This window comes from Photorhabdus luminescens subsp. luminescens (assembly GCF_001083805.1).
Classification (GTDB): domain Bacteria; phylum Pseudomonadota; class Gammaproteobacteria; order Enterobacterales; family Enterobacteriaceae; genus Photorhabdus; species Photorhabdus luminescens.
The window spans coordinates 140,691-165,474 of record NZ_JXSK01000010.1 but is presented as its reverse complement, the minus strand read 5'-3'; the positions used below and the strand labels follow the sequence as shown (position 1 = coordinate 165,474).

Below are 24,784 nucleotides of genomic sequence, written 5' to 3'. Positions count from 1 at the left end.
ACCCAGCGCACTCGCGCTGGGTTAATTAATATGCTATCGCTTCGTGCTCATTATCTTAGCACTACAGAACAACATGTTAAGATTACTATTATTACTTTTCCGTATTCGCTTCCGGCGCTTCCTGCTCATCTTCCTCTGAACGATCCCCTAATTTCCGCTGTCTGGTATAAAAACGGGAGAGCAAAATTCCCAGTTCAAACAGCAGATACATAGGAATAGCCAGCAAGGTTTGAGAGAAAACATCCGGCGGCGTTAACAACATGCCAACGACAAAAGAACCGACCAAAATATACGGACGCTTCTTCTTCAACGATTCAGGTGTGACTACCCCACTCCAGCACAATAAAATAATGGCAACGGGGACTTCAAAAGAGACGCCAAAGGCCATAAACAGCGCCATAACAAAGCTTAAGTAGTTGCTGATATCCGTTGCAATCAGCACCCCTTCAGGCGCCGTTTTAGCGAAGAATCCAAAAGCGATCGGAAATACAACAAAATAAGCAAACGCCATCCCCAAATAAAACAACAGGCTACTGGAAACAAGCAAAGGGATCATCAAACGGCGTTCATGTTTATATAACGCGGGTGCGATAAATGCCCATACCTGATAGAGAACCATAGGCGCAGATACGAATATCGACACCATAATGGTCAGTTTTATTGGCGTAAAAAAGGGAGAAGCAACATCTGTCGCTATCATACTGGCACCTTGAGGCAACTGCTTAATCAAAGGCGCAGAGATCATCTGATAGATGTCGTTAGAAAAATAAACCAATGCTAAAAAAACCACTAATACAGTAAGTAAACTGTTTAGAATTCGCTTACGCAGTTCAATAAGGTGACTGATAAGTGGTTGGGTATCATCAACAGCCATGTTTTAGTGTTCACCATTAACTTAATCAGAAGTTTTCTTCTTCGTTGCAGAAGCCGCTTGATCATCTACTGGAGCAGAAGGCTCAGATGCAATCACAACCTGAGACGCTGTCGGTTTTTGTGCTACCTCATTCATTTCCGATGCTTTCATACTCCCCGCATCAGGTTCATTTTGGTATGCTTTTTTCAAAGACTCAGCAGCTTCTTTTAGCTCATCCATCGAAGCTTTTAGTTCCGGGGATAAATTCTGCAACCCCGCTTCTTCTTGAACTTTTTTCAGGCTTTCTTGAAGCTCCTGCAATTTCAGCTCTTGGGCCAGCTCATTTTGGACGTTAGCAGCTAAAGAGCGCAATGCCCTAATCCAACCAGCAACTGTTTTTACTGCCACCGGTAGCCGTTCTGGCCCCAAAACCACCAAGCCAATGACCATAACCAGCAGCAGCTCACCAAAACCAATGTCAAACACGGTTTATACCTGCTCTTTGTTTTTGCTCTCAGATGTTTCAGATTGAGCTACAGATTGTTTTTCAGTAATGTTTTTAGTCTCAAAATCGGCATCGCTACTGGTTTTTTGAGCCTGTTGAGGCTGATTATCATCCCCTATCGCCTTTTTAAAACCTTTAATAGATGCCCCAAGATCAGAACCTAAAGTACGGAGTTTATTCGTGCCGAACAGCAGCACCACAATGACCGCAATGATAAGTAATTGCCAAATGCTTATACCGCCCATTCTGATTTACCTCTATTTAACAGGAATTATTTTAATAGCTCATTATACATACGACGAGCTATAACCGACCTTCAAAAAAATTTGTCCTAAAACAAATCTTACTAAATTTTACTCAGCCGACACCAGCCAAACAACCACGAAACGGTACCCGCGCCTATAAACAACCAAGGAATATTTGCCAAGTCAGACAGCAAAAACAAGCTCCCGCAGAGAAACAATGTCGCACCAACACCCAGTAAATACTGTGACTGCCGCTGTTTTATCTGTTGCCCTTTCAAATGACCTGATAACTTCTCAATACTCACCTGCAAATGTTTATGCTGCTGAAGACTGTCATACACTAATTCAGGTAGTTCTGGCAACTTTTCTGCCCAATAAGGCGCCTTTTCTTTCAACGCCCGGATAACAGCAGGCAATCCAACCTGACTATGCAACCACTCCTCCAGAAACGGTTTTGCTGTTTTCCACAAATCAAGCTGTGGATAAAGCTGCCGTCCTAATCCCTCTACATACAAAAGTGTCTTTTGCAAAAGGACTAACTGAGGCTGCACTGCCATATTAAAACGACGTGCAGTATTAAATAGATTCAGAAGTACATGACCAAACGAAATTTCCGCAAGCGGCTTCTCAAATATTGGCTCACAAACCGTACGGATTGCAAATTCAAAATCTTCAACATTGGTATCGCTAGGAACCCAGCCTGAATCCACATGCAATTCAGCAACTTTCCGGTAATCACGATTAAAGAAAGCAATAAAATTCTCAGCCAGATAACGTTTGTCATCTTTATTAAGAGAACCAACAATACCGTAATCAATACCAATATAAAACGGGTCTTCAGGATGCTCATAGCTGACAAAAATATTTCCCGGATGCATATCCGCATGGAAGAAGCTATCGCGAAAAACCTGCGTAAAAAAGACCTGTACTCCCCGTTCAGCCAGCAATTTCATATTGGTATTCTGCGCTTCTAATGCTTCAATATCAGAAACAGGGATACCATAAACTCGCTCCATCACTAGAACATTTTCACGGCAATAATCAGCATAAATTTCCGGCACATAAAGCGTTGAACTATTTTCAAAATTACGACGGAGTTGGATTGCATTAGCCGCTTCACGCAGCAAATTCAGTTCATCAATTAACGTCTTCTCATATTCCCGCACAACTTCACGAGGACGTAAACGGCGTCCATCGGGTAATAACATCGGTACCCAATTAGCCAGACGATACATTAACCGGATGTCCGCTTTGATAATCGGCAGAATATCAGGACGAATGACTTTGATAACAATTTCCTGTCCATTCTCTTTTAACCGAGCAGTGTGGACCTGAGCAATTGAAGCAGAGGCCAGGGCAATAGGTTCAAAATCATCAAACCAAGTTTCCAGTGGTCCCCCTAAAGCAGTTTCAATATATTGACGCGCCAGAGCGCCATCAAAAGAGGCAACTCGGTCTTGCAACAATGCCAATTGATCTGCTATTGCGGGAGGAAACAGATCACGTCGCGTTGAAAGCATCTGTCCAAATTTAATCCAAACTGGCCCTAATTCCTGTAAGGCAAGTCGTAGTCTCTCTCCCAGTAGTTTATCTTTATGTCTATTCGGGATCCAAAACAATAAATAACGACCAAAACGAAGAGGCCAGGTTAAGCGAATCCGAGGAATTAGTTCATCCAATCCGTAAGAAAGAAAAACCCGTATGATCAAATAAAGGCGCCTTAATTCACCTGGAGTCATATTTTCCCTCTAATACTGCCAATCGTTGTTCTATTTGCTCAATATCTTTGCCCAACATGCTAACTTCTTCACTGAAATAAGCCACTTCAAGCTGATTTGGGGCCAGTTTCCATTCTTCTGTTAACGCTTCCGCCAGATAATTTTTCTGGCATTCCAGTGAACCTGAAACAAACTGAAATCCTTTGTTAAGGATTTGATTAATACTTTCGGCAGCGATATCCCCGAAATAAGGAGAAAGATAATGGGCCAAATCCCATTCAACCATATCTAACAACGCAGCCCATTGCTGAACAACCTGCATATCCCCTTCAATAACCATTTCACCGCTATTAAGCAACCTGGAAAGTTGTTGGCGATCCCGTAGCTTAAGCAAAGCAGAAAAGTGAGTTTTAACCGTGCAATCGGCAGATTCGCCCCATTGGCTTAATACGTCCACCTGTTTCTCACTAAATACCAATGTGAGTGGTGTATTCATCTCTTTTAATTCGATCGACAAAACTTTGTCTACCAGCCGCATACGGGCTGGCCTTAACACGGGTTCACGGTACAACAGGTAATTCAACGATGTTTCCATCACTGCGGTTAAAACCGGCATAAGTGTGGAATTAATAGCTATACTCAGTGATGGTCTTTCCATCTCAGAATTTAAAACCTCTGTGTAATGCAACAATGCCGCCAGTCATATTGGTATAAGTCACCTGTTCAAAACCAGCCTCTTCCATCATCGTTTTAAGCGTTTCCTGATCAGGATGCATACGGATGGATTCCGCCAGATAACGATAACTGTCAGCATCCTGCACAAAAACCTGCCCAATTTTTGGTAATACATGGAAAGAATAAGCATCATACGCTTTACTTAACGGTGTAAATAAAGGTTTAGAAAATTCAAGCACCAATAAACGTCCACCCGGCTTCAACACCCGAAACATAGAACTCAGGGCTTTTTCTTTTTCAGTAACATTGCGCAAACCAAAAGAGATAGTGATGCAATTAAAATAGTTATCAGGGAAAGGCAACGCTTCCGCATTGGCCTGCACATAGCTGACATTACCAACAACACCAGCATCACGTAATTTCTCACGCCCAACCTTAAGCATGGATTCATTGATATCAGCAAGAACAACTTCACCTTTTTCACCCACTATACGAGAAAATTTGGCGGTCAAATCCCCGGTACCACCAGCTAAATCAAGTATCCTCTGCCCCCGGCGCACACCACTAGCATCAATAGCCACACGCTTCCAGATACGATGGATGCCAAACGACATTAAATCATTCATTAAATCGTATTTTGTCGCAACGGAATGAAACACATCAGCCACCATGCCTGCTTTTTCATCCTTTGCTACAGTACGGAAACCAAAATGTGTGGTTTGTTTCGTTTGGTCTACCATGTTATTTGCCCATTTTTTATTCAAAGCGTTATAAAAGTGTATCAGCCTTTCAGATAAAACCCTATCCTGGTATTAATCATTAGCACAGAATGGTTGGCTAGCTTTATCAACCAGTTCAGGATCAACCGGACGCTTTACCTCAACACCTAAATTACGAAAACTCTCCGCCTGACTTATCAGGTTGCCACGCCCCTCGGTCAGCTTTTTCATTGCCTGTCGGTAACTAAGCTGGGCCTTATCCAAGCTTTGCCCTAAACCTTGCATATCCTCGACAAACAAGCGCATTTTATCGTACATACGGGCGGCCTTATCTGCGATTAAACGCGCATTCTGGCTTTGATACTCATAGCGCCACAAATTATTAATAGTACGTACAGCAACTAACAATGTTGATGGGCTAACTAGCATAATATTGTGTTTAAGTGCTTCATCAAGCAGCTCAGGCGCCTTGTTAAGCGCAACCAGATAAGCGGCTTCAACCGGAATAAACATCAATACATAGTCCAACGATTTCAACCCGGGCAACTGTTGATAATCTTTGCGGCTCAAACCACGAATATGGCCTTTAATTGAATTAATATGTTCTTGAAGGGCTAACTCCTGCTGATGCCGATCGCTGCTGTTAAAATAACGCTCATAAGCGACCAGCGACATTTTGGCATCAATGACCACATCTTTCCCTTGCGGCAAATGAACAATAACATCAGGTTGGAAACGTCGGTTACCCTCTACCTTGATATTTACCTGAGTACAAAACTCATGCCCTTCTCGTAAACCAGAAGCTTCCAGAACACGGGATAACACAACTTCTCCCCAATCGCCTTGAATTTTATTATTACCTTTAAGGGCATTTGTCAGATTGATAGCTTCCTGCGCCATCTGGGCATTCAGTTGCTGTAAATTACGGATTTCATGTGCAAGAGTATGGCGTTCACGGGTTTCCTGACCAAAACTTTCCTGTACCTGCCGATAAAGGCCATCAAGCTGTTCACGAAATGGCGCTAAAAGAGTATTGAGACTTTGCCGATTTTGTTCATCAGTACGGCGCCCCGTTTGTTCAAAAATGCGATTAGCCAAATTCTCAAATTGAGTATTCAAACGTAGTTCACTGTTGATCAGCAACCGCTGCTTCTCTTCAGCCGCAAGGCGACCCTCTTCCAAACGTGTTGTCACTTCGCGCAATTCAGATTCTTGCACGCTATTAACTTCTCTCTGAGCCCGCAATTCCTGGTTCAATTGTTCACATTCACCCCTCCAATAAGCGGATTGTTCAAGTTTTTCATTGGCAACGGCAAGCTGGCTGTCCAATTTCCGTAATTCCAACTCTTGCTGTTGAATACGTTGATGAACGGAGAACCAAACGAGAATACCACCGCCCAACAGGCCGCCAAATGCACCTATCAACGTATATAACAACTGGATACCCACCGGTATTTCCTCTATCTCATGCTTTGACCAGATAAACTAAATTGCCACTGTATAGATGTCCAGAATGATTTATACAGATAATTCAGTCTGCGAAGCCGCTCCCAATTAACTCACCCATTGCACTAACCATTGCAAACCAAACGCGCCTGGAGCTAATACGCCAAAAGACCAGATAAGTGCGGAACAGATGTTAGCTATCTGGAAATAACGCAATGGCATGGCGCAAATACCCGCGACTAATGGCACAATCGCCCGGAACGGCCCAAAGAATCGACCAAAGAAAATGCTCCAAATACCCCAACGTTCAAAGAAACGGTGTACTCGTGTCAGTAGTTGTGGTTTACGGGAAATCGGCCAAATTTTACCAACATCACCCTTAAAATAGGCACCTACAATATAAGATATCCAATCGCCCAAAAAAGCCCCTATTGCGGCTGCCAACCAAATTGGCCAGAAATTAAGACCACTTTCACCTATTAATGCACCCAATCCAAGCAATATGATTGTTGCAGGTAATAGCAAGGAGAAAAAAGCCAGAGATTCACCAAAAGCAAGCAAGAAAACAATCGGCATGATCCAAGTATCGTGAGCTTTAACAAAAGCGATTACCAGATCAACTATTTCATGAAGACTCAAATTCATATTCCTGTATCGATTAATACTACATTTAATACTACATTCAATTTAACCATTGCTGTATTAACCAGAATTAAACCAACCTTTTATTCAAGGAAATAACCTTGTAATTTCTTACGAGCAGCAAAATCAAGGCCAAGATCTTTTTCCAGCCATATATCTACACTGCCATAATGTTGGTTAATACTGTTTAATGCCGTCATTAAAAACTCTTCTCTCACGGAATAAACATAAGCGAATTTATCAACTACATCATCACTCATGATTTTCGCATGCTCATTTAATAAATATTCACGGTAAGGAGCCAAAGTAGAGTGAGTCACTAAATAATCTTCCATTACCGTATTCAAATCAGCCCCCAAAGCAAACAATACCAAAGCAGAACCTACACCGGTTCTGTCTTTACCTACCGCGCAATGCTGGACTATTCCACCTTTTTCCGGTTGTTGCAGTAATTTAACTAATGTCTTATAGGCTGAATTTTTCAGAGGCAGTAATTCATAAAGACGGAACATAAATGTCTGCGGATCAAATTGTTCCAACGTCTCTGACGTCAATTTTTCCAGATTCGCATTCACTTCATCAGATAATGGATTGGCCGGAGCATGATGATAATTAGCGCCATTCCATACCAAATCGGGCTTATCTGCTATCTCACTAGTATCACGATAATCTATGATTTGAAAGAGATTTTTATTCACTAAGAGAGATTGGTCTTTTTCTGTTAAGCGATCCAGAGAACCAGAGCGGAAAAGCAAACCTGATTTGATTTTTCCACCACTCGCTACTTTTTTGCCGCCTAAATCACGAAAATTAATCCCTCCATTGAGGGGAAGCATTGATGGATGCAATAAAGATGTTGTGATCATAATGACTTTTAATGAGTTGTCAGGTATTAAAACATTAACAGATTTCTCTTTAAAATAAGAGTGAGCCGGAATATTCCGGCCCAAAAAGTATGATTTACAACAAACGGCGAGCAGCTTCTACTACAATACCCAACGCGTTACTTTCTGTTTTCTCAAGTAATTCAACATTAGGAATCTCCTGCTGAGTACGGTTAACAATAACACCAGCGACCATACCCGCACGCAGCCCTTGGCTTGCACACATTGTTAATAAAGTTGCCGATTCCATTTCATAATTCATGACCCCCATCGCCTGCCATTCAGCCATTGAACCTTTGAAACGGCTCACAACTCGGCCAGAATAGGTATCATAACGCTCCTGACCGGGATAAAAAGTATCGGAAGAGGCCGTTACCCCGACATGTACCGTTGCCCCCAAATCTTTTGCTGCTTCGTACAAAGCAGTCGTACATTCAAAATCGGCAACCGCCGGGAATTCCATCGGAGCAAAATGCAGGCTGGCGCCATCCAAACGAACAGCAGCAGTAGTCACCAACACGTCACCAACATTGATATTTTCCTGAATTGCGCCTGTTGTGCCGATACGTAAAAAAGTACGCACACCCAATTGCGCTAATTCTTCAACAGCGATAGAGGTTGATGGACCACCGATACCCGTAGAGCACACAATGACAGCTTTACCATCAATTTCTGCCCGCCATGACGTAAATTCACGTAAAGAAGCAAGATGAACTGGGTTATTCATCAATCTTGCGATTTTTTCCACACGTTTCGGATCACCCGGAACAATAGCTAAAGTTGCGCCTTGCAGGTCGCTTTTGGTCAGACCTAAGTGAAATACATCAGACATATCAGACTCCTCAGCAAGAAGAATTTATAATGAAATTAGTTGAGATCTACTTTATTGAGCATTTAGACATCTTTTAGTGATAAATGTCACTTCAAAGTAATATAAAAAAGAAAAACGCACATTATTTTGTGACAAAAATCACAAAATAACCATAAAACGGGTGAAAAACAGAGCGTTTTCTTCCGTCCATAAACTAACTTGAATGAGTACATATTATGGAAAAAACCATCCATTGTTTAGTTATATTTAAAACATGACGAAAAAAATATATCACAGATTATCTCATCGAAATATTTTCTCCCTGAGAGTTAATAAGGGCTAATATCTATCGCATCATAAATAAAAATTTATCTTTTCATAACCCAGTTATAAAACAAAATATTTCCAATAAACTATCAACTTAACCAAATATAAATCACCGTCGTTATTAAAATATTCTCTTAACATTTACAAATCAACAACGCAATAAATTAGACTATTTTTAAAATAAATTTTTCTTATGATGAACATATTAAAAAATTAACTATATTTTACTTCTATAACTAATAAATAATTTTTCTTGCTTATTTACCAATATATTACAATTATATTTTCAACAAAAATAAAACAATTACCAAATATAAATATCACAGTTATCTTTTTATAGGATGCATATTGCTTAGATATATTAAACTCTTTCCACCATATAAGGGCACTGTCTATGAAGACACAAAAAACAGTTTTAATTACCGGTTTCGAGCCTTTCGACAAAGAAAAGATTAATCCATCGTGGGAAGCAGCTAAACAATTACAAGGGCGAGAATTATGTGGTGCCCGCGTTGAAGCGCGTCAGCTTCCATGCGTGTTCGACGTCTCTCTGGCTTGTCTGTATGCTGCTATTGATGATGTGCAGCCTGATCTGGTCATTGCCGTAGGACAGGCAGGCGGTAGACCAAATATTACCGTGGAACGCGTGGCAATTAATATCAATGATGCGAGCATTCCTGATAATCAAGGCAATCAGCCTATCAATACCCCCATAGTCGCAACAGGTCCTGCCGCCTACTTCGCCACTTTACCGATCAATGCGATAGTCAAGGGTTTACATGACGCTGGAGTCCCTGCCTCCATTTCACAAACCGCAGGCACCTTCGTCTGTAATCATGTCATGTATGGCTTGTTGCATCATTTGGCATGCGTCAATCCTGAAATACGCGGTGGTGTTATCCATATTCCTTATCTGCCTGAGCAAGCAGTTCGGTATTCAGGTACTCCGAGTATGGCCCTGGAAACAGTTATAACCGCGCTGGAAATTGCTATCGATGAAGCATTAAAAAACAGTGAAGATATCGCCATTAATGGAGGCGCAACGCATTAATTTGACATTCTGCTTGCGAGACTGAAAGCTTTTCTCTGAGAAAATGACAGGCACAGAAAATATGATCTACTGATAATATCCATCAACCAGTAAAGATAATCCTCTCTGTGCCTGAACAATATCCATATGTAAATATCAAGTACCTGATACTTTATTAAATTATTTATCAGCATACCATTTACATAGGTTACTTTATAATTTAGACTGTTATTATATTGAAATTTAGTTTATTCCACAAAACCGATCATACCGTATGGGAATATAAATCATCTTTAGTTATGAAATTAGATATATTTTCCAAGTCTATCGATAGAACTATTTCACCCAGTATTCCACGGTTAATATCAGACTCATCTATTTTTGTTACTTTTATTTCTGAAAGATGACCATTCATCTCTTTAAAATATTTATCTTCATGATTTTTGGTTCTAATTACCCTCCGTTTTGAATACAGATCATATTTATAAACCTCTGCATTAATTTCTTCTGGAAAATACATTTGACCAACAAAAGCAAAATGCTCTTTGTCAGTGATATCTGTACTCAATTTTCTGATTGCAATATGAATATGAGTCGCTCTACCCGCATAAAACCCAGGATAAATAGTCGTAAAATTAACTATCCCATTCTTATCAGATGGTTGAGCTCCTCTTAGAAAATTTTTATCATCGGTTCTATTGCTAGAACCTATTCCATCAACATTAGGTTCTATATCAGGACTGATATAACTCCAACCAGAATATTTTCCCCGACTATTACAATGCCAGATATCAACAAATAAACTTTCAACCGGTTTACATGTTTTTTTATCCATAACAGTAATTTTCAATAAAAAAGGTATTCCTAACTCTGAATCGGTAATATCCCTTCTTACAATTTTGTCATTGCGGAAATACGGCCCTGATATCTGCTCTGGCGCAAGCGTACATACGCCTATTCCAATTTGTGGGGATAACTTTGCTTCCGCACGAGCTAAACTCATCGGGGCAAGTGCAGCAGTCGCCGTAATAGCAGCGCTACTTTTTAAAAAATTTCTTCGAGAGCTACTTTTCTTACCTTGCAACTTATTAACATCCATATAATCCTCTCTTTAATTATTAAGTTTCTATTACAATGCTTCCATCTTGTTACTACCCGGGTTATTTTGTTAATAAAATGTATTTTTTCAAATACCAATATGGCATATATAAGTTACTAAAAGTTTGGTAATAGAAAAGATCCGCGCGAAGCCGCATCACTATGCGTTACTGCAAAAGAAAGATTATTTTTTGGAAAATGCCCATCACCAATTAATAGTGACAGGCAAATTATGGGATGAGTTATTTCACTGACTCACGGAGGAGTTTAGCCGCTTGTACCATGTTTGCCAGTGACTGGCGAGTTTCCGTCCAACCACGGGTTTTCAGGCCACAATCCGGGTTAACCCACAAGCGTTCAACCGGAATACGATCAGCCGCTTTACGTAACAGTGCTTCAATCCATTCAACACTAGGTACGTTAGGTGAATGAATGTCATAAACACCCGGCCCGATCTCATTCGGATAAGAGAAGTTTTCAAATGAATCCAACAGCTCCATATCTGAACGGGAAGTTTCAATGGTAATCACGTCCGCATCTAACGCTGCGATGGAAGGCATGATGTCATTGAACTCGCAATAACACATATGAGTGTGAATCTGTGTGTCATCTTTAGCAATTGCAGCATTCAATTTAAATGCTTCTACCGCCCAATCAAGATAGGACTGCCACTCTTCCCGGCGCAGTGGTAAACCTTCCCGCAATGCTGGCTCATCAATCTGGATGATACCAATACCCGCTTCTTGCAAATCGTCCACTTCATCACGCAGTGCCAATGCAATCTGCTTAGCAATTGTCTCACGGCTGACATCTTCTCTTGGGAATGACCAACAGAGAATTGTCACTGGCCCAGTTAACATCCCTTTGACAGGTTTTTCCGTCAGCGATTGAGCATATTTAGCCCATTCTACAGTGATCGCTTCTGGACGGCTGACGTCACCAATAATCACTGGCGGCTTAACACAGCGGGAGCCATAGCTCTGAACCCAGCCATTCTGCGTAAAGACAAAACCGTCGAGGTGTTCACCGAAGTATTCCACCATGTCGTTACGTTCAGCTTCGCCATGAACCAATACATCTAATCCCAAACGTTCTTGTTCGTTAATTGCCTGCTTAATATGTTGACAGATATTGGTACGATAGCTGGCGCCATCTACCCGACCTTTTTTGAAATCCAAACGCAAGCCGCGAATTTCCGTCGTTTGCGGGAATGATCCAATTGTTGTTGTCGGCCACAATGGCAAGTTATAGCGCTGGCGCTGTATTTCCGCACGCTGTGGGTATGGCAGATTACGCTCGCTGTCCTGTGGATTAATTGCGGCAAGGCGCTCAGTCACAGCCTGATTATTTACCCGTTTAGATTCACGACGGGCACGGATTGGCGCACTGTAAGCATCCAATTCCGCTTGTTTACCGCCTTCCGGCTGATTCAATGCCGCAGCCAGCAAGGCTAACTCCTCACATTTCTGCAATGCGAACGCAAACCAGCTTTTCACCTCTGCATCAAGCGCAGTCTCATCACTCAGATCGATAGGGCTATGCAGAAGAGAACAGGAAGAACCGATCCACAGTGTACGGCTATCTACCAATGGCTTAATCAACTGATATTTGGTAGTTAAATCAGCACGCCATACATTACGACCATTAATTACGCCAAGGGAAAGCACCCACTCTTTTGGCAGTGATTCATTCAGTTGCGCGATATCATCCTGACCAGCAACCAGATCCACATGTAGCCCTTGTACCGGCAAGGATTTGATCGTTTCTAGATTGTGACCGATGCTATCGAAATAGGTAGTCAACAATAATTTAACCTGCCCTTGAAGGGCCTGATAAGCAACCGGATAAGCTGCTAACCACTCTGCTGGCAGTTCCAGTACCAGCGCAGGTTCATCAATCTGAACCCATTCGATACCACGTTTAGCTAACTCAGCTAATACTTGCTGATAAACAGGAAGGATATCTTCCAATAAAGAGAGACGATCAAATGCTTGGCCTTTCACTTTACCTAGCCACAGGTAAGTCACCGGCCCCAGTAAAACGGGCTTCACCTGATGACCCAGAGCCAACGCTTCATCCACTTCTTCTAGTAACTGAGTCCAACTCAGTTTAAATTCCTGCCCTTGCTGAAATTCTGGCACGATATAGTGGTAGTTAGTATTAAACCATTTAGTCATTTCCGCAGCGGCGGCAGGTTCACCCGTCGGCGCACGACCGCGAGCAATACGGAATAGTGTATCTAGATCAATCGCGCCATCTGGATTCTGGTGACGCGGCGGCACATTACCGAGTAGTAAACTGGTGGTTAGAACATGATCATACCAAGCGAAATCGCCAACCGGCACTAAATCAACACCAGCCTGCTTCTGTTGCTCCCAGTGACGGGCACGTAATTCACGGCCAGTTTCCAATAATTCTTGCTGAGAAATTTTCCCTGCCCAATAATTTTCCTGAGCCTTTTTGAGTTCTCTTTTCAAACCGATACGTGGAAAGCCAAGTGTGTGATTAATAATCGTCATTTCATTATCCCGTCATTTTTAGCCGTCTAGATGTTTACACATCCATAATCAACAGGTAAGGTATAAACCACAAGCGCAATTTATTCATTATCATCCTGAAGGTTTCTCATGATCGAAATAAAACATCTAAAAACATTACAATCATTGAGTCATTGCGGTTCATTAGCGGCGGCAGCCAATCACCTGCATCAGACACAATCCGCTTTGTCTCATCAGTTCAGCGATCTTGAACATCGCCTTGGCTTTCGGTTGTTCATTCGTAAAAGTCAACCGCTTCGCTTCACGCCACAGGGTGAAATTTTATTACGACTGGCAGAACAAGTGCTCCCTCTGGTTCAAAATGCACTGCGCGAATGTAAAGAACCGGGCCAAACCAATCTACGTATCGCTATTGAGTGCCATAGTTGTATTCAATGGCTGACACCGGCCCTCAAGCATTTCCGAGAAACCTGGCCGCAAGTCAATGTAGATTTCAAATCCGGCGTCACTTTTGATCCACAGCCTGCACTACTACAACGGGAATTAGATGTCGTTTTGACGTCAGATATTCTCCCGGAGAGTCATTTGCACTACACACCGCTATTTGATTATGAGGTCAAACTGGTTGTCGCTCCGGATCATCCTCTGGCAAATAAATTGCATATCCAGCCAAAAGATTTAATTGATGAAACATTGATGATCTACCCCGTTCAGCGTCAGCGATTCGATATCTGGCGGCGTTTCTTGCAACCAGCGGGGGTTGCCCCTACATTGAAAAATGTGGATAACACTCTGTTACTGATTCAAATGGTCGCTGCCCGTATGGGAATCGCGGCTCTGCCACATTGGGTTGTTGAAACATTTGAAAGGCAAGAGTTAGTAGTAACTAAAACATTGGGAGAAGGTTTATGGAGCAGGCTGTACGCTGCCGTCCGTGAAGGCGAACAGTATCAGCCTGAGACTGACGCATTTATTCACTCCGCACGCCAGCACGCGATAGATAATCTGCCATTCGTAAAAGGCATTGCAAAATTAAACGTTGATGACCCCAGAACAACGCCGCAACCAACCCCCCACCAATGGTAAATTTTACCCGCCATGCCGCCGGAACCAACATATTATTCATCATTGTCAGGAGGTTCCGGTATCTATGTCTATGAATCTATGTCTATAAATCTATGGTGGAAAAAGAATGCCGCCAGCCAGAAACGAGCAAACACCATAAATCAACCTGACAGGCGAGATATCCACCAATCAGGTTGAATAAAGCGGCTGACAAAATTGTCGTGACAACCAACAAATTACAGGATATCAGTGTTCTTTCTGTACCAATAGAGCTTCCAGTAAATCCAAATCATGCAGCAAGGTTTGAAGTGTCTCATTGCTGATCTTTCTGGTTGCACGCAGATGATACAACTCACCGCGTTCCGCCCTTAATGCGGTCAGACGAAAACGACGTTCCAAATCTTCCACTAGCAGATTATGTTCCATCTCATCCTGCCCCACAGTACGACGACGCAAATAGCCAATTACCCTGGAAGCAACTTCAGTAATAACCTCAGCATCCAATTGCTCTTCGGGACTAGCAGAAAGACGCTCTTCCATCTTATTCATACTGACAATCGCCACTTCCGCCATAGCTGCCCGCGCCATTCGTACCTCACTGATATCAGCCTCTTTATCGCAGGTTTGCATTCCCCGTAACAGGAATGGCAAAGAGAGAACCCCAATTAACAGCGAGAACAGGATGACCCCCGCGGCAATAAAGATAAGCTGATAACGGGCCGGGAATGGCGTACCATCCGCCAGAAACAGAGGAACAGACAGTGCTCCAGCAAGTGTGATGGCGCCACGGACGCCGGCAAAAGATGCCAGCCATAATTCACGAGTGGTATAAGTCGCAAAATTCAGCGGATTTTTTTTCATAAAGGCTTTGCTAATATTCTTCATCAGCCATAACCAACAGAAACGCAGCAGTAATAGTGCCCCATAAATCACTGCAACCGCGGCGAACAGCATCCAGGTTTCAACGGTTGGATCAATTTCTGCCTGTACAACGGAAGTTTGCCAGATCCCCGGTAATTGCAGACCCAACATGATAAACACCAAGCCATTAAACACGAACGCCAGCATCGACCAGACACTATCAGCGCGTAAACGCATCGCTAATGGCGCATTACGGATAACTCCAGATTTACTGATAGTCATACCCGCGGCAACCGCAGCCAAGATACCGGAAACACCAATATGTTCCGCAATCAAATAAGAAGCAAACGGCAGCAGCAACATGAAAACAATTTGGGTTGCCGGATCGCCACCGCTCCAACGATTCATTAAACGCAGGGATTTACTGTACAACCAGGTTACTGCAATACCGGATAATAAACCGCCAATAGCAACTTTGAAGAATTCTATGGTCATGCCAGTAACAGAAAACGCCATCGTTCCCATTGCTATCGCTACAGCGAATTTTAAGGCTACCAGGCCGGAAGCATCATTCATTAACGCTTCCCCTTCCATCACATTCATCATGCGCTTAGGCATGCGCCTTTTTCCAACAATGGATGATAAAGCCACCGCATCTGTTGGCGATAACACAGCAGCAAGGGCAAAAGCAGCAATTAACGGAATGCCAGGCATTAACCAGTAAATCAGATAACCAATACCGACAACAGTCACCAGCACCAATACCAGCATCAGTATGAAAATTTCCCGCCCGTACTGGAAAAACTCTCTGGTTGGCATTTTCCAGCCATCAACGAATAACAAAGGAGGAATTAGCAGAACGAGAAACAGCTCAGGATTAAAAGTAACATGTAAGCCAAAGTGCGGCCAAGCCAGCAACGCTCCCATTGCAATCTGCATTAACGGCAGAGGTATGCGGAACGGAATCACCTTAGTCAGAACACCAGAAACTGAAACCACCAAAATCAAGATCAGAATAGTAAAGAATATTTCCATGTTGCCCTTACAATTTACCTAAGAACCGTTGGTATACAGATTGAAACTCTTTTTCTTCCCGTTAACACAAAACAGTGAGAATAAATCTTAATACTAAAGTAACTGAATCAATCGAAAAAGGTAGATACACACGGAGCCGTATCCAAAAGAATTGCAGGAATATTGTAAACTAATCAGATAAATAGAGGGGAAAATAATTAAGAATTTAAAAGTAATCGCAAGAAACAGCAAAGTGCGCAGGGGTGATCAGACCTTACGCACTTTTTAATCAATCAAATAGCCCAATCACTAGCATAAAATGCTACTAAAGCGATCGTAATTACCACTGTACCGATATTCAATTGGCGCCATTCACCGGAACAGATACGACCAACAACCAAAGAACTGAAACCCAACATAATACCGGTTACAATATTGCAGGTCAGAACAATAAAGACTGCACAAAGCATACCGGACATCGCCCCGACAAAATCATTGAAATCCAGTTTTCTGACATTACTCAACATCAGTAGACCAACATACATCAGCGCCGGCGCAGTGGCATACGCCGGTACAAGATATGAAAGTGGAGAAAAGAACAAAATTAACAGGAACAGGATACCGACCACCGTTGCGGTTAAACCTGTTTTACCGCCTGCTGCGGTACCTGCGGCTGATTCGATATATACCGCAGCCGGAGAAGCACCGATAGCACCGGCAAAAATACTACTAACAGAATCGGCAGTCAGCGCTTTACTGCCATTAATAATCTGTCCACCTTTATCCAACAGATTCCCTTGCCCTGCTACCGCACGGATAGTACCGGTCGCATCAAACACCGCAGTCATTACCAGCGCCAACACACTGGGTAACACAATTGGCTGCAAAGCCCCCATAATATCCATACTAAAAATCAGGGACAGGCCGTCATCTCCCAGACTCGGTACCTTAAAAAACCCTTGATATTTCACTGCCGGATCAAAAATCAGCCCAATAACAGAAATCACAATGATTACCAACAGTACACCGCCGGGGACTTTCAACTTTTCCAGACCAAAAATAACAGCCAGCCCAAGCAGAGTCATCACAACCGGAAAAGAGGTGAACGCCCCCAGAGCAACAGGCAAACCTTCCAATGGGTTCTTAATGACCAGACCAACACCGTTTGACGCAATCAATAACAAAAACAAGCCAATACCAATCCCTGCTCCATGCGCAATACCCATTGGTATATTGCGTAAAATCCAAGAACGAATACCGGTAACAGAAATCACCGTAAACAAGCACCCCATCAGAAATACCGCGCCGAGTACAACCGGAATAGTGATTTGCTGTCCTAAAACCAAACTAAAAGCGGTAAATGCAGTTAACGAAATTGCACAACCAATTGCCATTGGCAAATTAACCCATAGCCCCATTAACAAAGAACCAAAACCGGCAACCAAACAAGTCGCAATAAAGACAGCAGTATGGGGAAACCCTGCCTGCCCTAACATTCCCGGTACAACGATGACTGAATAAACCATCGCCAAGAAAGTTGTGAGCCCTGCCAGAATTTCACGGCGTACCGTTGTGCCACGTTCAGTCAACTTAAAATACTTATCCAGTTTGCATTTAACTGGTGCCTGAGTGCCAGACATGTCGTTCCCCTGCATTATGTTCATGGTACTTCTTCCACTTTCTAATCAAACGAAAACGATTACTTCGCTTAATAACACAACAACATTGCACCAATCGGTTCAACAAATCACAAAAGCAATCGTTTGGCTTTTAGAATAGAAAGCAGTGAGAAAATTTGAGGCGAAAGATTATCCAGTGATCATCGTGTCGAAATCAATAGCTAACCGTATTATTTAGCTAAGTATCAGAAGAATGACTTCTGGAGATTAAACCTTTTACGATAATTAATCGCAATGTTTCAATCTTAGGATTTCACTTACTAACGACTTGATAATAAATAAGATTCACTCAATGCTGACTGCTATTCACAGCCAGTTTTTACGCCTGTACAACTATCAACTGAATATTTCAGCTTTTATCACTTTGCAGGTTAAACCGATCCATTGTTGAAATCATAAACAGTGCTGCAATGATAACAAGTAGAACGGGTAAACCTGATGGCGTCACTGAACTCGCAATACCGGCAAGCAATGGTCCAAACAAACTCCCAATCCCCCACAACATAGCCGCGGCGGCATTAGCCACTATCAGATCATTTCCTGAAAAATACTGACCAATTTGAACCAATGCAATGGTGTAGATAGCCCCGGCAGTTGCCCCCAAAACAATCAACAGGGGCCAAATAAGGTAATGATGCGCAATAGCAAACGGCAATAACGCGCTTACTCCAAGCGTTGCTACACCACAAATCTGGTACAAACACATACGATCCATATGATCCGCCAGCCAACCAAACGGAAGCTGCATCAATGCATCACCACCAAGAACGACACTTATCATCAGTGCAGCTACCGCTTCGGTATACCCACAACTCATTCCGTAGATGGGTAACATAGAAAGAATGGTGCCGTCGAAAAAGGAAAAAAACAGCACACCACCACAGATCGCCGGAGCAACCTTCACAAATTGAACAATAGAGAAATTGGGCTTCTCATTATATTTCGGCAACTTATCGCCTTTTTTCTGATCTACCATGACAAAAAGCACCAGTGAAAAGATATGGATCAGAGTACAAATCAGTATCGGCGTTTTATCTGCAACACCATAAAAAGCAATGATAGAAGGGCCAAGCAACTGGCTGATAGTAAAAACCGTCGTATAAACAGCCAGTACCCTACCTCGTTTATTCTCTTCAGAGAGTTCATTAATCCAAGTTTCACCCAAGCAGATCATTAACCCATTAGCAACACCAGTAATTAGCCGCAGAGGAAAAAGCAACTCCATCGGCAACGAACCCACAAGAGGGAGCAAACTGCCGGCAGAAACCCCAGTTGCAATCATCATGACACGTTTTTTACCTACCAGAGATACAATTTTCTGGACGACCGGAGCACTCAAAAGCACTCCCAATGCCGGAGCCGCAGAAATTAAACCAATGTACAACTCATCAATACCTTGGCTATTCAAGCGTAACGCTATCATTGGGATCGTCAAACCAATGACAATGCCAATAACAGCAACACTCGTGGTAATAGTAAAAATAGCAAAAAAATTATTATCTCTATAATCACGGCTGTTCATTTTATTTATATCCATCCAGCAAAAATAGAGAGAATAAATATGAAATAAACTGAAAACAACAAATTAATAATATTATATGGAATATATTAATTCTGATTAGTGATTATTTTAAAGAGTAAATATATAACGATATATCAACATTAACCCGGAAGCCAGCACAATAACATTGATAAACCTCAAGAATGTTTCTCTGGAGATTTTCAGTGTCACCTGGCGGCCAAAATAGATTCCCAACAACATGGCTGGAATAAATACCAGTATCAATAACAAAAATGAGGTGTCCAGATAAATACCCATGACAACAAAAATAATCACTCTCGTCATAGTACTAAAACCAATCACCGTCGTCTGAGTGATCCTGAAAATTTCCTTATCTGATATCCGCCCGGTTAGATAAATTGCATAAAGAAAACCGCCACTACCAAATAGCGCACTGAAAATACCGCCACCCAAGCCAAATGGAATAGCGGCTTTAGCAGGGAATTGACAGTAGGTTTTACTGAAAAATAGCGAATAAATTGAATAAAAAACAACAAATAACCCCAATACCAGAACTAAAGCATCAGGTCGAGCCATCAATAAAATAGCGGCGCCAATCAAGCTACCGATAATCATTAATGGAATAATTAACTTAATCTCACTAAACTCTGATTTTTTACCCTCTCTGGTAATATTAATCACTGCGGCGGTTAAATCTATCAACGCGAGCATAGGAACAATTTTCGCTACAGGAATATAAAATGCCAGAATTGGACTAGCAATAAGTGCAGAACCAAACCCAGCCATACCAAAAACCAGATAAGCAAAGAAAACGACAAAAATGCAAATAATCAGATCAGACCATGCCAGTAGATGTAACATTTCTATTTCCCTGAAAATAGTTTTCAAACTAAAGTGATCGTTTTCCCGATACTAATAGTTTTTACTATCATTTGTCAGGTCTGTCTGCAAAAAATGGGACGCTAGTTAAAGATGTACTTATGCACATATGGCGATGGTATGGTCCTGTAGAAAAATAATATGTTTAAATTATAATCAATTTAAAATATTTCCTAACAATAAATAATTGGGGCTGCCCTAGATAAGTAATTTGATCTAGGATATCCAAATGAGAAAAAGTCGGATTAGCCAATACAAGCAAAAACATCTTCAGGAACTCTTTGTGGCGGGGGCTACAGCCCGCACTACGGCAGAGTTAGTGGGTGTCAACAAAACGACTTCAGCTCTTTGGTATCTTGCTCTATTTAATGGATTTTTAATCACTTTATTATAACTTGTGACCACGGCACATGTCGTTGTAATCTAATGGTATATATGGATAGAAAAAATATTAGATGAAAAATGATAGAGCGCCAAATTTTTGAGACCTTATTAACTAAGGCAACAGAAAAACTCACTCAAGACTTGAGATCATCAAACGAGCATCATAATTCAAAAAAATTTGAGCAAAGAGTCAGAGAGGTTTTAGGAGAGATATTAACGGACATGGGGTTATTTGTAGATATGAATCCGCCTGCACAAGAGTTTCCAGACATAATTATTGGAAACTTTGGTGTAGAAGTAAAATATTCAGATAATAATACATGGAGATCAATAGCAAATAGCATTTTCGAAGGGAGTCGTAAGCAAGGAGTAGATTATGTATATCTACTTTTTGGAAAAATTGGTGGAGAACCAGAAGCTAAATGGGGGCATTACGAAGAATGTATCATGCATGTAAGAACGTCTCATGTTCCAAGATTTGAAGTGGAAATTAATGCCAAAGAACCACTATTCGATAAGCTCAATATAAGCTATAACGACTTCAGGATTTTAAGTCCGGAAGAAAAAATGCCCTTCATTAGAAAGTATGCAAAAAATAAGTTAAAGCCCGGTGAAAGGCTTTGGTGGATTGATGATCAACCTGATGAAAGAACTCTACCATTGGAAGTAAGGCTATATACAAAACTTTCTCAGCCGGAGAAACGAAAGTATCGAGCAGAATCAGCAGTACTTTGTCCACAAATTGTTAAATCTAGCCGAGTATCGGGAAAATACGATGATGTGACAATGTTTCTTCTAACATATTATGGCATATTGTGTAATCAAGCTAGAGATTTATTTTCTGCTGGAAGTGTCGCAATGAGATCGTCGCCAGAAAGAGGTGGAAATTATATAGAAAGGGCATTAAAAGATATAGAGGTCGAAATGCTTCGAGCGTTTTATGAATTAGAAGATGCCTTATTTGAAGAGTATTGGGGAGTCATTCTTCCCAAAGAAGAAAGAATTAAGTACTGGTTAAAACTGGCAGATACCTATGCTGTAGGATGGAGACCATCAGAAACTCTATTTATAACTGCTAAATATTGAGTCTTTACAACAATACCATGACTGATAACAAATAACAGTCATGGTATTCTAAATATACCCGTCATCTTTCAAGTTGCCTCTTTGTTGGCTGCACTCACTCACCCCGGTCACAGAGTTATCTATGCTCCCGGGGATTCGCTCCCTTGCCGTCACGAAGCATCTTGAAATCCATTAGGTATATATTGTTTATAATTTATCGAGATATTCTTCAACAGCTTGCGCTAAATGCCAAGCTAAAACCGGTGGAACAGCGTTTCCAACCTGTCTTTCGGTTTCCCTCAAGTTCGATTCGAAAACAAAATTATCAGGAAATGACTGGAGACGTGCAGCCTCTCGCATCGAAATACGACGATCTAATTTATAATGGAACTGAATATTACCATGACATTCCGCTCTTATAGTCTGAGATGGCTTATCTTCCTTTAAACGTCTACTTCCTTGATCTGGGCTTTTTTTAGCCTTACTCCAAATATGATTAAGATTGCGATCTTCATCAACGGTTTCTAAATCATGAATCGCATCATAACAAGTCAACCATTCGTTTTTATGGAGAATATCAACAGGTTCTTTGAATAAAGGGTTTCCATGTAATGTTCCAACAATAAAAACTCGCTCTCTCGTTTGGGGTACACCAAAATTGGCTGAATTATATAGTTTATAACTAACATTATAACCCAATTCACTGAAATCCTTTATAACACGGGCTAAAGATTCTTCGTTATACTTCATGAGTAGCCCTTTGACATTTTCAGCAATAAAAATCTTTGGTCGTGAGCGTTTAACAGCGTCGACCATAGCAAGATATAAACCGCTGCGCTTTCCGTCTACGCCAGCTCTTTTACCATTGATAGATATATCTTGGCAGGGGAAACCTCCTATCAGTACATCACATTCTGTAGGGGTTGAATCGATAAGTTCCCATATGTCGCCTTCAACGATATCATGAGAAAAGTTTTTCTTATATGTTTTTACTGCATTGGGGTTGAATTCATTAGCCCAAATAATTTCAAATTTTGTTTTTTATATTCTTTATTCAAGACAGAAAAACCGCCACAGAAGCCTAAATCCATTCCGCCACAACCAGCAAAAAGCGAAACCAATTTATATTTTTCTTTTTGAAAGATATCACTATTCGATGCTAATGCCATCGATATTTTATTTTCAATCCATGCTGCTAAACTTACACCTTGCGCCTCAGCTAAAGCTTTCCATATTTCCTTTTGAGATGGAGTAATCCGTAAATGGATTTTCTCACTTTTAATTTCTGGTGTAATGCTTGTTGTCATTTCTTCACTCTCGTTCTCATCGGCCTTAACCTGATCTTTTATACATGATAAACAAAACCTGATGTGTGCACAACATAAGTTGTCAATAATTTTTTTATTTTTATCTTATTGTTTTTATAGTTTTTTTGTTTATTTAAGTGGGCGTAAAATCGTATAAAAAACGCCATAATGAAGGGTGAAGTGAGAGCTTAATGAGTCAAAGAAAGGAGAGAGGGATGATTTCTCGATCTTCACTGTTTAGGTTTGCTAGCATAACGACTGCATAAGTTTAATCCCTTGATAGTCTATCTCGCAATTTCTAATACCTGTAAAAATCCACTCTTCAATACAATCCTGCAAAATAATGCTGTCCAGTTTTTTCTTCCCTAACAATGCACACTCCCATACAACCAGAACCCTATAACCAAGATTGTTTAAATTAGATATAACACGCATATCCCTTTCTATATTATTTTTGAGCTTTTTGGTCCAATATTCACTTGTAGATTTTGGCGGCCTAAACATGTGGCACGAATGACGGTGCCAAAAACAGCCATTAACAAGTATGGCGGCCTTATGCTCGACACACACAAAATCTGGTTTGCCATATATTTTTTCACATTGGGAGATGTGATTAATCTCAAGATTGTTTAGGATTTTTCCGACAATGATTTCTGGCTTTGTGCTTTTTGAGTGTATAGACCTCATGATATGCGAGCGTTTAATTTTTGATATCGCTTTCATTCCATTTTCCTCCTTAACAAAAGCAAATAGAATTATAACATGTTTCACAAACTAAATTTACCTCCCCTTTATACTATCTAAAAATATCTGACCTCTTTTTTGAGACTGTAATTTAAATTGTGTAATTGCCTGTTTCTGATATATCCCTTCCGACAACGGAGACAGGCAAATTATGGACGAAAAGAAACTTAAAGCTCTCGCTGCCGAATTGACTAAAGGCCTCAAAACTGAAGCCGATCTTAATCAGTTTTCCCGCATGCTCACTAAGCTGACCATCGAAACGGCCTGAATGCTGAACTGACTGACCATCCTGGCTATGAGAAAAATGCGCCAAAATCCCGCTCTAATCAATGGCACCGTTATCAACAAAGCGGTTTTCCTCGCACTGAGTATCAATAGGACTTCAAGACATCCTCATTGCGTGTGTGGACGGCCACTTATAATCAGGTGGCAATTACACAGAATAATGTACAGACTCTTCAACGATTAAAGCAGGATAAAGCAAGTTTAAACTGACGTATTTAAGGTATCACAGAGTTGTATAACAAATGCAATATAATAACGCTGCAAGTAACCCAATTTATATTCGATTAAATCATTTATATGGGGATTTTGTTATGCTTATTTTTTATCATCGATTATTTAACTGGTTTATGAAGAAATTTATTCTCCGATTGAAAACGTTATTAAAACGCTTCATCTTGAAAAACAGATTAACGGATTCATATTTTCATTTATCCTTCCCCCCCGAAAACATAAATATAACCAAACCAATTTTTATTTCTCCATTTCCACTGATAGTTTTATAACTCGCAGGTTTTAAAATATTATCAA

Annotated in this window: 22 protein-coding genes and 2 pseudogenes; 5 read left to right on the top strand and 19 right to left on the bottom strand. The window is 41.2% G+C overall.

The window, feature by feature from the left end; genetic code table 11:
* Positions 1 to 91 precede the first annotated feature (91 nt).
* From tatC to udp, 10 genes are all read right to left on the bottom strand, one after another.
* Positions 92 to 874, bottom strand: coding sequence for a Sec-independent protein translocase subunit TatC (gene tatC / locus TI10_RS20470; RefSeq protein WP_049585174.1), 783 nt, complete (start codon positions 872 to 874; stop codon positions 92 to 94).
* Between the two features lie 21 nt (positions 875 to 895).
* Complete coding sequence (tatB, locus tag TI10_RS20465) at positions 896 to 1,339, bottom strand: Sec-independent protein translocase protein TatB (protein ID WP_049585173.1); 444 nt, start codon at positions 1,337 to 1,339, stop codon at positions 896 to 898.
* A 3-nt stretch (positions 1,340 to 1,342) separates the two neighbouring features.
* A complete protein-coding gene (tatA, locus tag TI10_RS20460) occupies positions 1,343 to 1,603 on the bottom strand; it encodes a Sec-independent protein translocase subunit TatA (protein WP_011148500.1) in 261 nt (86 codons plus the stop codon).
* A 101-nt stretch (positions 1,604 to 1,704) separates the two neighbouring features.
* The gene (gene ubiB, locus TI10_RS20455; protein ID WP_049585172.1) at positions 1,705 to 3,342 is read right to left on the bottom strand and encodes a ubiquinone biosynthesis regulatory protein kinase UbiB; all 1,638 of its coding nucleotides are present in this window, start codon (positions 3,340 to 3,342) and stop codon (positions 1,705 to 1,707) included.
* Positions 3,329 to 3,979: a ubiquinone biosynthesis protein UbiJ gene (gene ubiJ / locus TI10_RS20450; protein WP_049585171.1), complete on the bottom strand. Its 651-nt coding sequence runs from the start codon at positions 3,977 to 3,979 to the stop codon at positions 3,329 to 3,331. Before ubiJ ends, ubiB begins: the two co-directional genes overlap by 14 nt.
* A gap of 1 nt (position 3,980) precedes the next feature.
* Positions 3,981 to 4,736, bottom strand: a complete 756-nt coding sequence (gene ubiE / locus TI10_RS20445; protein ID WP_049585170.1) for a bifunctional demethylmenaquinone methyltransferase/2-methoxy-6-polyprenyl-1,4-benzoquinol methylase UbiE — start codon at positions 4,734 to 4,736, stop codon at positions 3,981 to 3,983.
* A 72-nt stretch (positions 4,737 to 4,808) separates the two neighbouring features.
* A complete protein-coding gene (rmuC, locus tag TI10_RS20440; RefSeq protein WP_387555358.1) occupies positions 4,809 to 6,119 on the bottom strand; it encodes a DNA recombination protein RmuC in 1,311 nt (436 codons plus the stop codon).
* A 150-nt stretch (positions 6,120 to 6,269) separates the two neighbouring features.
* The gene (locus TI10_RS20435; protein ID WP_387555350.1) at positions 6,270 to 6,806 is read right to left on the bottom strand and encodes a DedA family protein; all 537 of its coding nucleotides are present in this window, start codon (positions 6,804 to 6,806) and stop codon (positions 6,270 to 6,272) included.
* A gap of 80 nt (positions 6,807 to 6,886) precedes the next feature.
* Positions 6,887 to 7,669: a tyrosine-protein phosphatase gene (locus TI10_RS20430; protein WP_049585192.1), complete on the bottom strand. Its 783-nt coding sequence runs from the start codon at positions 7,667 to 7,669 to the stop codon at positions 6,887 to 6,889.
* 94 nt (positions 7,670 to 7,763) lie between these two features.
* Positions 7,764 to 8,519, bottom strand: coding sequence for a uridine phosphorylase (gene udp / locus TI10_RS20425; protein WP_049585169.1), 756 nt, complete (start codon positions 8,517 to 8,519; stop codon positions 7,764 to 7,766).
* Between the two features lie 700 nt (positions 8,520 to 9,219).
* Here udp and pcp point away from each other — a divergent pair.
* Complete coding sequence (pcp, locus tag TI10_RS20420; protein WP_049585168.1) at positions 9,220 to 9,876, top strand: pyroglutamyl-peptidase I; 657 nt, start codon at positions 9,220 to 9,222, stop codon at positions 9,874 to 9,876.
* 244 nt (positions 9,877 to 10,120) lie between these two features.
* Here the strand turns inward: pcp and TI10_RS20415 are convergent, their stop codons facing one another.
* Both TI10_RS20415 and metE read right to left on the bottom strand, forming a co-directional pair.
* The gene (locus tag TI10_RS20415) at positions 10,121 to 10,954 is read right to left on the bottom strand and encodes an intradiol ring-cleavage dioxygenase (RefSeq protein ID WP_049585167.1); all 834 of its coding nucleotides are present in this window, start codon (positions 10,952 to 10,954) and stop codon (positions 10,121 to 10,123) included.
* A 241-nt stretch (positions 10,955 to 11,195) separates the two neighbouring features.
* Positions 11,196 to 13,472: a 5-methyltetrahydropteroyltriglutamate--homocysteine S-methyltransferase gene (gene metE / locus TI10_RS20410; protein WP_049585166.1), complete on the bottom strand. Its 2,277-nt coding sequence runs from the start codon at positions 13,470 to 13,472 to the stop codon at positions 11,196 to 11,198.
* Positions 13,473 to 13,580: 108 nt separating this feature from the next.
* On the opposite strand from metE, the gene metR reads away from it, so the two are divergent.
* Positions 13,581 to 14,537: an HTH-type transcriptional regulator MetR gene (gene metR / locus TI10_RS20405; protein WP_049585165.1), complete on the top strand. Its 957-nt coding sequence runs from the start codon at positions 13,581 to 13,583 to the stop codon at positions 14,535 to 14,537.
* Between the two features lie 225 nt (positions 14,538 to 14,762).
* On the opposite strand, the gene TI10_RS20400 is transcribed toward metR, so the two are convergent.
* The 4 genes from TI10_RS20400 to TI10_RS20385 all read right to left on the bottom strand — a co-directional run bounded on the left by TI10_RS20400 (position 14,763) and on the right by TI10_RS20385 (position 20,453).
* Positions 14,763 to 16,412 carry a Na+/H+ antiporter gene (locus tag TI10_RS20400; protein ID WP_049585164.1) on the bottom strand — a complete coding sequence of 550 codons (1,650 nt, stop codon included), beginning with the start codon at positions 16,410 to 16,412 and terminating at the stop codon, positions 14,763 to 14,765.
* A gap of 272 nt (positions 16,413 to 16,684) precedes the next feature.
* Positions 16,685 to 18,031, bottom strand: coding sequence for an NCS2 family permease (locus TI10_RS20395; protein ID WP_049585163.1), 1,347 nt, complete (start codon positions 18,029 to 18,031; stop codon positions 16,685 to 16,687).
* Between the two features lie 388 nt (positions 18,032 to 18,419).
* Positions 18,420 to 19,592: an MFS transporter gene (locus TI10_RS20390; RefSeq protein ID WP_139180514.1), complete on the bottom strand. Its 1,173-nt coding sequence runs from the start codon at positions 19,590 to 19,592 to the stop codon at positions 18,420 to 18,422.
* Positions 19,593 to 19,700: 108 nt separating this feature from the next.
* A complete protein-coding gene (locus TI10_RS20385; RefSeq protein WP_049585161.1) occupies positions 19,701 to 20,453 on the bottom strand; it encodes a sulfite exporter TauE/SafE family protein in 753 nt (250 codons plus the stop codon).
* A 247-nt stretch (positions 20,454 to 20,700) separates the two neighbouring features.
* Here TI10_RS20385 and TI10_RS24670 point away from each other — a divergent pair.
* Together TI10_RS24670 and TI10_RS20380 are read left to right on the top strand one after the other, a co-directional pair.
* Positions 20,701 to 20,826, top strand: a pseudogene (locus tag TI10_RS24670) (IS1595 family transposase); the annotation flags it as partial.
* 107 nt (positions 20,827 to 20,933) lie between these two features.
* A complete protein-coding gene (locus TI10_RS20380; RefSeq protein ID WP_049585160.1) occupies positions 20,934 to 21,941 on the top strand; it encodes a hypothetical protein in 1,008 nt (335 codons plus the stop codon).
* 186 nt (positions 21,942 to 22,127) lie between these two features.
* On the opposite strand, the gene TI10_RS20375 is transcribed toward TI10_RS20380, so the two are convergent.
* From TI10_RS20375 to TI10_RS20370, 3 genes are all read right to left on the bottom strand, one after another.
* The gene (locus TI10_RS20375; RefSeq protein ID WP_244161675.1) at positions 22,128 to 22,943 is read right to left on the bottom strand and encodes a DNA cytosine methyltransferase; all 816 of its coding nucleotides are present in this window, start codon (positions 22,941 to 22,943) and stop codon (positions 22,128 to 22,130) included.
* Complete coding sequence (locus tag TI10_RS26250; RefSeq protein ID WP_244161673.1) at positions 22,910 to 23,227, bottom strand: toxin-antitoxin system HicB family antitoxin; 318 nt, start codon at positions 23,225 to 23,227, stop codon at positions 22,910 to 22,912. Before TI10_RS26250 ends, TI10_RS20375 begins: the two co-directional genes overlap by 34 nt.
* Positions 23,228 to 23,473: 246 nt before the next feature.
* Positions 23,474 to 23,950, bottom strand: a complete 477-nt coding sequence (locus tag TI10_RS20370) for a very short patch repair endonuclease (RefSeq protein WP_049585191.1) — start codon at positions 23,948 to 23,950, stop codon at positions 23,474 to 23,476.
* Between the two features lie 172 nt (positions 23,951 to 24,122).
* On the opposite strand from TI10_RS20370, the pseudogene TI10_RS20365 reads away from it, so the two are divergent.
* Positions 24,123 to 24,313, top strand: a pseudogene (locus tag TI10_RS20365) (IS256 family transposase); the annotation flags it as partial.
* Between the last annotated feature and the right edge of the window lie 471 nt (positions 24,314 to 24,784).